The following is a 9248-nucleotide window of genomic DNA, read 5'->3' as shown; positions in this document are numbered from 1 at the left end:
TCAAGACCTATGCCCGGCAGATGGTGGCGAATGCCAGAAAGCTGGCCGCGACGCTTGGCGAGCGCGGATTCGACATTGTCTCCGGCGGAACCGATACGCATCTGCTGCTGGTCGACCTGCGCGGCAAGGGCCTGTCCGGCAAGGACGCGGAGGAGGCGTTGGGCAGGGCAGGGCTGACCTGCAACAAGAACGGCATTCCTTTCGATCCGGCGCCGCCTGCCGTCACCTCCGGTATACGGCTGGGCACACCGGCCGCCACCACGCGCGGTTTCGGCGAGGGCGAGTTTGCCCGTGTCGGCAATCTCATAGCCGACGTGCTGGATGCGGTCGGAACGCAATGGGGCGCCGAACAGGAGAAGGCGGCTCGGCGGTCGGTCGAGGAGCTTTGCGAGGCATTCCCGATCTACGAGCCCAGACCCGGTTGACCATCCGGGGAGCGCGCCACAGGCAGATACATGGCTGCCGCGGACAGGGCATTAGCCACAGATATGATTTTGCGTAGCAGCGCCATTCGTGACGAGTTGCGCCTGTCCTAACGTCATCGCGAAATCACCGCATACATCCACCGCCAAGTTTGTCGTTCGAGCCATTTTGCAAGCAATTTCCGTCGATTGACGGAAGTGGCGCCTTCGGCTGCGGACGGCAGGAGGAGCTTGGATCCATGGGTGCGGCGTTTTCCGGGGAGCGGGTTGCCAGCCTCGAAAGATACCCTGGCTTTTTTTGATCTTTTGAATGGAGAGGAAAATGAACATTAAGAGCCTTCTTTTCGGCTCAGCTGCGGCTCTGATCGCAGTTTCCGGTGGGCGCGCCGCCGACGCCGTCGTTGTTGCCGAGCCGGAACCCGCTGAATACGTCAAGATCTGCGACGTCTACGGCGCTGGTTACTTCTACATCCCCGGCACCGAAACCTGCCTGCGCATCGGCGGCTATGTCCGCTACGACGTCGGCGTGGGTGATGCCGGTTCGTTCGATGGCGTCAATCACGTTCCTGACAGCATGGGCGAAGACGACCACTCGACCTACTGGAAGAATGCCCGCTTCAACCTGAAGACCTGGACCGGCCAGGAAACCGAACTCGGCACGTTGAAGACCTACACCGAGACCCGCTTCAACTTCGGCAACAGCTTCGGCGACTATGCCAACCAGGCCACGACCAACGACAGCCGCAACAACTGGCAGGCCCGCAACACGGGCATTACGCTGAACTTCGCCTGGATCCAGATCGGTGGTCTGCGCGTCGGTAAGGACGACCCGGCCTTCGACACCTTCATCGGTTACGCCGGCAACGTCATCAACGACACGATCGTCCCCTATGGCGGCTTCGACAGCAACGTCGTCCAGTACTACTTCGACCTCGGCAACGGTTTGTCGGGCGTGGTTTCCCTCGAAGAAGGTAGCGGCAGCGCTGGCCCGACCGGCGTCCCGCCTTTCGCGTACATCAGTTCGGGTTACGACACGATCGACAGCTATGTCCCGCATGTCGTCGGCGGCGTGAAGTACACGCAGGGCTGGGGCGCGATCACGGGCGTCGCTGCTTATGACAGCACCTTCGAAGAATATGCCGGCAAGGTTCGCTTGGACGTGAACGCTTCGAGCGCTCTGTCTCTGTTCTTGATGGCCGGTTACGGCACCGACAAGAACATCGACCGCAACTTCTATAAGCAGTGGGGCGGCAACTGGGCAGTCTGGGGAGGCGGCACCTACAAGTTCAACGAGAAGACCTCGTTCAATCTCCAGGTTTCCGCTGACGATGACAAGAATTACGGTGTCGCGGCAAACGTTGCCTACGATGTCGTCCCCGGCTTCACGGTCACGGCCGAAGTTGACTATAACCACGATGGCAAGTTTGGCCAGATTGACAACCGTAACTGGGTCGGCGCTACGAAAGAGAATAGCGTCGGCGGCCTCCTCCGCTTCCAGCGTGACTTCTAGCGGATTGTTGTAGCACTTCGCCGAAATATACGAATGCTCGCTGGGCAAGCCGGCCCAGTGAGCTCATCGGGTGGCTCCTCTCAAAATGCTTGAGTCCGTACCTCCAGGACCGAAGCGCGCCGCCGATGCGAAGGGCGCCTTTGACCAAGGCGCCCTTCATTCCGGCTATGTCCACCAGTGTGATCCCACCCGAGTGACGACGAAGAGGAGGAGGTGGACGAACCTCTCTGCGCAGGCGGAACTGGCCAGCGCGGCTCGACGTCGATCTCGACAAGCCGTTGACCAGCGAGCGTTCAAGGGCGGCCTCTCTGGAGATCGCCTGGCGGATCGCCTCGGCTAGCCTGGGCCTGTGCGCGTGGAAGCATCGGTCTGCCGCCATGAGCAGGTTGATTGGCGGTATCTTGCGTCACGAGGCCATAGCTTCGACAATTGGAGACGCAGCCGGAACGCGGATCGACTTCACTTGCATGGCACCGGCAGTCTGACAGGGGGAAGCCGATATGCGCCTGCCACCGATCGACCTTAGCCGCGAGAACACCTTCGGCGAACTAACCTATGAGAATGGCGGCGACTACGGGCCGATCGGTGGCGACTATCTGGCCTTCATGCTTGTCCACGTCGGATCCCTGACGCTCGAGGCGGATGACAGCGTCCTGCAACTGGAGGCAGGACAATGTGCTCTGTCGCTCACGCGTGATCGCTACATGACGTCGGTGGCGCCGGAAACGCTGACCCATGTCAGCTGGTGCGATGGCCGGCCGCAGAACGCGGCGTGGCTGTACAAGGAGCGCGAGAAGTTCGCGCCATTCATCGTCGCCTCGCCGATGGTTCACACCCTCATGCAGTTGGGTGTTGATCTTGGCCTCGGCGAGCGCGGCGGCCGCAGTGGTGTTCGCGAGTCGCTGACCAACGCCTTGCTCCACGCCTTCATCTACGAGGCCGAGGTGATCGAGGCGGAGCGGCCGATCCCGCAGACGATCCTGCAGGCACGCCGTTTCCTCGAAGAGAACTTTGCCGCCGATCTGTCGATCGAGCGGGTGGCGCAGCAGGTGCGCGTCAGCCCGCAATATCTGGTCTCGGCGTTCAAGAAACATCTCGGCATGACGCCGGCCAAATATCTGTGGCGTTGCCGCCTCGATTACGGCACGCATCTGCTGCAGCGGACAGGACTGTCGATCAGCGAGATCGCCTACCAGGTCGGCTACAAGAACCCCTATCATTTCTCGCGGCAGGTCAAGCTGGCGTTCGACTGTTCACCGACCGAGCTCAGAGAGCAGAAGCGCAACGCCTGATGGTTGCCCACGTGCCTCCGGGTGACGAGGCAAGCATTGCCTCCAGAACCGGCGGGTGAACTGGCGATATGCTTTCCTCAAGAGCGGACATGGCGGTTTCCAGGCACAAATGAATTGTCGGGCAATCAGGGTTGATCCGGCGTCAGGCAACGGACCGATGTCTTGCAACCTGGTTGCCGGTCGCGCCTTGGCCAGATCCGTTCACCGACAACAGACATTCCAGGCTGGACAGCACCATGAGCAATTTCTCTCATCTCGATCCCGTTGCGCTCAACGACTGGCATGTCGTCGCCTGTGTCGAGGAGGCGATTTCATCAGACCATCCTGGGTCAGGACAAGCCGATCCTGGAGAATCAGGTTCCGAAGAGGCTGCCGCTGGATCCCCGTTCCGAGGTGCCGATCCGCGCCGACGCCGCGTCGGCCGCCTACCGCCGCTGGCTGCGCGAAAGGGGCCTGCGTTATGGCGTCGTGGCCGGCAACGGTATCGGCGCACACTAGAGCCGGATGATTTCAGGTCGAATCGACCTGAAATCGGAATCCGCTTCTAGATCAAAGAGATAGAGCATGATGTCTGGACAAACGGTTTCCGTTTGTCCGTGAAAACCGCTTCACACTTTTCGGCACTATGCTCTAGTCATGGGCGCATTTTCGGACATGATTAATTGTGGATATGCGCGAAAGAAATCGCAGCCATTGTTAGCCGACCTTCGCCGTGGAAGTTTCGGACCTAAGCCGGAAGACCGGCTGCCAACAACGCCATGGGGACGTTGTCCAGGCGATCGCCGCCTCCAAGTAGGCAACCGGAAAAGACAAGAACATCCGGATGACGACAGGGCGGCATTGGACAGTTCTCGGACTGGAATGAGAGGATCAAGCGATGACGAATACCATTACGCGACGCACGGCAATCCTGGGCACGGCGGGCGCCCTGCTTCTGTCGGGGCTTGTACGCTCATTCGCGGATGTCCCAAAGACGCTGAAACTGGCTGTTATCCTGCAGGACCTGCCTGACGTCGGCTGGGACCGGACGCTGCTCGACGCGCTTGAGCAACTGAAACAGGAAAGGCCCGAGGGGCTGGAGATTGCATGGGAACATACCGATCCGCTGTACGGAGACGATGCTGAGAACGCCATGCGTTTCTACGCAGAGAGTGGTGAATACGACATCATCTGGGGCCATGGCACCTATTCGGACCAGGTCCAGAAGCTGAGCGTCGAGTTCCCCGACCTGATGTTTGTTGTCACCGGCTCCGGCAATCACCCAGCCGGGCCAAATCAATACTGGATCTACAAGCGGCTGCATGAGCCTTCCTACCTGCTTGGGATGCTGGCTGGCCATACCACCAAGACAGGCATGGTTGGCATCGTCGGCACCTTTCCAGCCAATGACGTCAACGACCAGATCAATGCGTTCTTCGAGGGTGCAAAGTCGATCAGGCCGGACATCCAGCATCGGCTTTCGTTCATCGGCTCGTGGTCCGACAATGCGCTGGCGGCTGAGCATGCCAATGTGCAGATCGCGGCCGGCGCCGACGTCGTTTTCATGCTGACCGACAATTTCAAGCCCTGCCAGGAGCACAAGATCATGTGCTTCGCCAACATCAACGACCAGAGCAAGGTCGCGCCCGACGCCATTGCGTCCAGCGCCACCATCAGCTGGAAGCCCGATCTCAACTGGATCATCGGCGAATGGCTGAAACACAAGGCCGGTGCGCAATTCAATGGCAACGCCGAACCGAAATGGTTTTCGATGGCCGAAGGCGGCACCGACATCGCACCCTATCATGATTTCGACGGCAAGATCCCGCAGGCGGTGAAGGGCGAAATATCTGCCAAGCGGCAGGAGATTCTTTCCGGCAAGTTTGTCGTTCCGCTCAACACCGCCGAGGTGAAGTAAGACACATCAACCAGGCAGCCCGGTGCGACCCAATGGAAGACCTGCTGAACGTTCAGAACCTTACCAAGCGATTTGGCAGCGTCATTGCCAATGACGGGGTCAATCTCGATATCCGCAAAGGTGAGATCCACTGCCTTTTCGGTGAAAACGGGGCAGGCAAGTCGACGCTGTCGTCCTGCCTCTACGGCTACTACAAAGCCGATAGCGGCGAGATACGCTTCAAGGGCGAGGTGGTGGAATTGAGCTCTCCCGCCGATGCCTTGCGGTTAGGCATCGGCATGGTTCACCAGCATTTCGTGCTGGTGTCGAACTTCACCGTGCTCGAAAACATCATCGTCGGCAGTGCCGATGTCGGGTTGCTGCTGAGGAAGGCCGATGCCCGCCGCAGGGTTCTCGGCCTCTGCAGGGACTGCGGCATCGACATCGACCTCGATCGCGAAATCTGGCAATTGTCGGTCGGTGAACAGCAATGGGTGGAAATCCTCAAAGCACTCTATTTCGGTGCCGAGCTGCTGATCCTGGACGAACCGACGGCGGTCCTGACGCCGCAGCAATCCGACCAGCTCTTCGTCATCCTTGATGGGATGCGCAAGCGTGGATTGTCGATTGTCCTGATCAGTCACAAGCTGCGCGAGGTGATGCAATCCGACAGGGTCACCATCCTGCGCAAAGGCAAGGTCGTCGCTACGGTGGACACCGCCAATACGACAGCCGAGGCGATTACCGCCCTCATGGTCGGGCACAAGGTGACGAAAAACGTCAGGGACAATTCCGTCACGCCGACGGGAGAAATCCTCTCGGTCGAAAAGGTGTCGGCGGTTGGCGAATGGGGCGAGGATGTCCTCAAGGACGTGACGTTTACCGTCGCCGCCAACGAGGTTCTCGGGCTGGCTGGCGTTGCCGGCAACGGCCAGAAGGAACTGTTCGAGGTACTGATGGGAGTCCGCGCGCTTCAATCGGGCGGTTTCTCGCTGGAAGGAAGCCCGGTCACCGCGCCGACGTCTCGCCAGATTCTCGACAGCGGCGTGGGTTTCATTCCGGACGATCGTTTCCTCGAAGGGTTGATCCCGGAGTTCGGAACCGCCGAAAACCTTGTCCTCGGCTGGCAGCGATCGCCGGAATATTGTCGCGGTCCGTTCCTCGATCGCCGCAAACTGGCTGAGTTGGCGAGGCGCAAGATCGACGAATACAAGGTCGCGACCGCCTCGGCGGACCTCCCGGTGGAGCGACTGTCGGGGGGCAACGCGCAGCGTGTCATTCTTGCCCGCGAGTTCCAGCATGCGCGGCGGCTGTTGCTGGCCAACCAGCCGACGCGAGGGCTCGACGTTGCGGCCTCCGAATTCGTCTACGAGAAAATCCTGGAAAAGCGGGCCGCGGGCTTTGCGATCCTGCTCGCCTCAGAGGAACTCGAAGACCTGCTGCGCCTTTGCGATCGCATAGCGGTCATGTTCAAGGGCCGGATCATGGGCATCGTGCGACCCGAGGAGACCAGCCTCCTCGAACTTGGAATGATGATGGCAGGCGATGCCAGCCAGCTTACGCAGGGAATTCAATGATTTCATTTCAACGACGCTCGGGCAGCAGCCTGGGATGGAACGTCGTCTGCTATTCGGCGGCGATATCAGGTGCTCTCCTGGCTTCCGCTGTTTTGCTGAGGCTTTCCGGCGGCGATCCTGCAAGGGCCTTCACGGCCCTGATCGTCGGTGCATTCGGCAGCCAAGGCGCATTGCTCGGTTCGCTGGCGAAGGCGACCCCGCTGTTGCTTGTCGGGCTGGGCACGGTGTTCGCATTCAGGGCCAAGATCTGGAACATCGGCCAGGAGGGGCAGGTGTTCGCCGGCGCGATGGCCGCCTATTGGGTGAGTTTCTGGATAGCGCCATTGCCAGGCTGGCTGGCCGTCTGCACACTCGCGCTGGCCGGAATGGCGGGCGGCGGCGTGCTCGGCCTGTTGGCCGGCGCACTGAAAACCAGGTTCGGCACCAGCGAGATCATTTCGACGGTGATGCTGAATTACGTCGTCATGTACCTGCTCGCCTACCTTCTCGATGGCGGCCCCTGGATGGCGACAGGCGTGACCGTATCCTATCACCAGTCGCCGCCCATCGATCCAAGTCTGGAGTGGCCGATCCTCTTGTCCGTTGGGGCGGGAAAGCTGCATGTCGGCTTCCTGTTCGCTCTCGCCGCCTCGGCATTCGCAGCGGTGCTGCTCGACAAGACGTCGCTGGGCTACGAAATCCGCGCGTTCGGCTCAAACCCGACCGCGCTGACGTTTCGCGGCACCAATGTGCGCGGGCTTCTGCTGACCGTCATGCTGATGTCGGGGGCCCTGGCGGGACTGGCTGGCGCCGGCGAGCTTTTCGGTGTCTCGCACCGGCTGCGTGCCGAGACGCTGCTTGGCATCGGCAGTTCGGGGATCGTCGTTGCCATGGTGGGAGGACTGCGCCCGAGCGGCGTGATGATCGCCGCCCTGTTCTTCGGCGCGCTGGAAAGCGGCACGATCTACATGCGGCTGAAGAGTGGCACGCCGGCAGGCCTGGTGTCGGCGATGGAAGGGCTGGTGCTTTTGTTCTTTCTCAGTGCCGCCGTCGCAACGCGCCTTCAGATCGTGAGGAGGGAAGTCCATGCTTGAGCTGCTGCAGGGCCCGCTTCTGATAAGCCTCCTGGCGGCGATGGTCCGCATTGCCACGCCATTGCTTTTTTCGGCAATGGGCGAACTCGTCACGCAGCGCGCGGGCATCTGGAACATCGCTGTCGAAGGCACCATGCTGATTGGCGCCATTGTCGCCTACATGGTTGCCTCGACAACCGGATCGCCTTGGCTGGCTCTGGCGATAGCCATCCTGGCCTGCGCCGCGAGCAGCCTGATCATGTCGTTCGTCACGATTGTTTTGAAGGCCGAGCAATTCGTAGCCGGCCTTGCCCTCAATCTTCTCGCATCGGGCGTGACGCTGTTCTGGTTCCAGGCCTATATTGGCGGCCGCGAGGCGCCGACCTTCATCGGCTTCGACCAGGTTCCGATCCCCTATCTGTCGGATATTCCAATCCTGGGGCCGGTGCTGTTTTCCCAACGCCTGCTGACCTATGTCAGCTTCCTGGTGCCCATCCTCGTCTGGTTCTTTCTCTACCGAACGAAATACGGCCTTGAGGTGCGCTGTGTCGGCGAAAATCCGAAGGCGCTTGACGTCAAGGGCCTGCACGTCGGCCTCAGGCAGTGCCTCGCGATCATGTTCGGCAGCATGATGTCCGGCTTCGGCGGCGCCTTCCTGATGCTTGGCTATTCGGACAAGTTCGTTCCCGATCTCATTGCCGGCCGCGGCTGGCTGGTCGTGGTCGCGATCATCGCCGGCAACTGGATGCCGTTCCGGATCGTTGGAGCGATCTTCATCTTCGCGTTTCTGGAGGCGTTGGGCATCCATGCGCAAGTGGTGGGGATTCCTGTCCCCCACCAGCTGTTCCTCGTCTTGCCCTATGTGGCGTCACTTGTGCTGCTTGCGGGCTTGCGGTCGCGCACCCATCAGCCGGTGGCGCTCGGCATTCCCTACAACAGGGAATAGACCCTGCTGCTCAACCCGCCGGACGGAAAGGCCTTGCTAGCGAAGCCGGGAAGTGCAGCGCCAGCATTTGCCGGTTTCGCGAGATCAGCACCAGAACGATGATTGTCGCGAGATAGGGCAGGGCCGAGAGCAGTTCGGACGGCACTTCCAGTCCGAGCGCCTGTCCCTGCAGCTGGAGGATCGTCATGCCGCCGAACAGCCAGGCGCCAAGCAGGATGCGCAGCGGGCGCCATGTGGCGAAAACCACCAGCGCCAGTGCGATCCAGCCTTTGCCGGCAGTCATGTTCTCGACCCAGAGCGGTGTGTAGGCGACGGACAGATAGGCGCCCGCCAGGCCAGCCATCGCCCCGCCAAACAGCACGGCCATGTAGCGGATCCTGATCACGGGATAGCCGATCGCATGCGATGTCTGCGGTGACTCGCCGATCGTTCGCAGGATCAGCCCGGCCTTCGTGCGGTAGAGAAACCAGCTGATGGCAGCGAACATCACCAGAGCCAGGTAGACCATGGGATCGAAGCGGAAGAGCAACGGACCGATCAGCGGCAGATCGGACAGAACAGGGACGTTGATGC

At 60.8% G+C, this 9248-nt stretch carries 7 protein-coding genes and 2 pseudogenes; 8 read left to right on the top strand and 1 reads right to left on the bottom strand.

Annotated elements, in window-relative coordinates; translation table 11 throughout:
• From glyA to EN990_RS33845, 8 genes and pseudogenes are all read left to right on the top strand, one after another.
• A pseudogene (glyA, locus tag EN990_RS33880) lies at positions 1 to 425 on the top strand (serine hydroxymethyltransferase); the annotation flags it as partial.
• A 319-nt stretch (positions 426 to 744) separates the two neighbouring features.
• Positions 745 to 1932 (top strand): porin, encoded by a 1188-nt coding sequence (locus tag EN990_RS33875; protein WP_127384705.1) that lies wholly within the window; start codon positions 745 to 747, stop codon positions 1930 to 1932.
• A gap of 500 nt (positions 1933 to 2432) precedes the next feature.
• The gene (locus tag EN990_RS33870; RefSeq protein WP_013529886.1) at positions 2433 to 3224 is read left to right on the top strand and encodes an AraC family transcriptional regulator; all 792 of its coding nucleotides are present in this window, start codon (positions 2433 to 2435) and stop codon (positions 3222 to 3224) included.
• 306 nt (positions 3225 to 3530) lie between these two features.
• Positions 3531 to 3722 (top strand): annotated as a pseudogene (locus EN990_RS33865) (aromatic ring-hydroxylating dioxygenase subunit alpha); the annotation flags it as partial.
• A 379-nt stretch (positions 3723 to 4101) separates the two neighbouring features.
• The gene (locus tag EN990_RS33860) at positions 4102 to 5121 is read left to right on the top strand and encodes a BMP family protein (protein WP_127368542.1); all 1020 of its coding nucleotides are present in this window, start codon (positions 4102 to 4104) and stop codon (positions 5119 to 5121) included.
• Positions 5122 to 5153: 32 nt separating this feature from the next.
• Positions 5154 to 6677: an ABC transporter ATP-binding protein gene (locus EN990_RS33855; RefSeq protein WP_127368541.1), complete on the top strand. Its 1524-nt coding sequence runs from the start codon at positions 5154 to 5156 to the stop codon at positions 6675 to 6677.
• The gene (locus tag EN990_RS33850; RefSeq protein ID WP_127368540.1) at positions 6674 to 7750 is read left to right on the top strand and encodes an ABC transporter permease; all 1077 of its coding nucleotides are present in this window, start codon (positions 6674 to 6676) and stop codon (positions 7748 to 7750) included. The genes EN990_RS33855 and EN990_RS33850 overlap by 4 nt, the downstream gene beginning before the upstream one ends.
• Entirely contained in the window at positions 7743 to 8675 is a 933-nt protein-coding gene (locus tag EN990_RS33845; protein ID WP_013529890.1) for an ABC transporter permease, read from the top strand. The genes EN990_RS33850 and EN990_RS33845 overlap by 8 nt, the downstream gene beginning before the upstream one ends.
• A gap of 10 nt (positions 8676 to 8685) precedes the next feature.
• On the opposite strand, the gene EN990_RS33840 is transcribed toward EN990_RS33845, so the two are convergent.
• Positions 8686 to 9248, bottom strand: a 563-nt coding sequence (locus EN990_RS33840; RefSeq protein ID WP_164766211.1) for an ABC transporter permease, incomplete at its 5' end; no start/stop codon positions are given.

Source organism: Mesorhizobium sp. M7A.F.Ca.US.005.03.1.1, from assembly GCF_003997975.1.
Lineage (GTDB): Bacteria > Pseudomonadota > Alphaproteobacteria > Rhizobiales > Rhizobiaceae > Mesorhizobium > Mesorhizobium ciceri.
Note: the sequence above shows the minus strand (reverse complement) of the source record. Positions and strands in the feature narration are given on the sequence as shown.

Excerpts from the sequence above, each read along its gene's own strand:
- EN990_RS33875 (WP_127384705.1), top strand. The coding sequence starts at position 745 with ATGAACATTAAGAGCCTTCTTTTCGGCTCAGCTGCGGCTCTGATCGCA.
- EN990_RS33870 (WP_013529886.1), top strand. The coding sequence starts at position 2,433 with ATGCGCCTGCCACCGATCGACCTTAGCCGCGAGAACACCTTCGGCGAA.
- EN990_RS33860 (WP_127368542.1), top strand. The coding sequence starts at position 4,102 with ATGACGAATACCATTACGCGACGCACGGCAATCCTGGGCACGGCGGGC.
- EN990_RS33855 (WP_127368541.1), top strand. The coding sequence starts at position 5,154 with ATGGAAGACCTGCTGAACGTTCAGAACCTTACCAAGCGATTTGGCAGC.
- EN990_RS33850 (WP_127368540.1), top strand. The coding sequence starts at position 6,674 with ATGATTTCATTTCAACGACGCTCGGGCAGCAGCCTGGGATGGAACGTC.
- EN990_RS33845 (WP_013529890.1), top strand. The coding sequence starts at position 7,743 with ATGCTTGAGCTGCTGCAGGGCCCGCTTCTGATAAGCCTCCTGGCGGCG.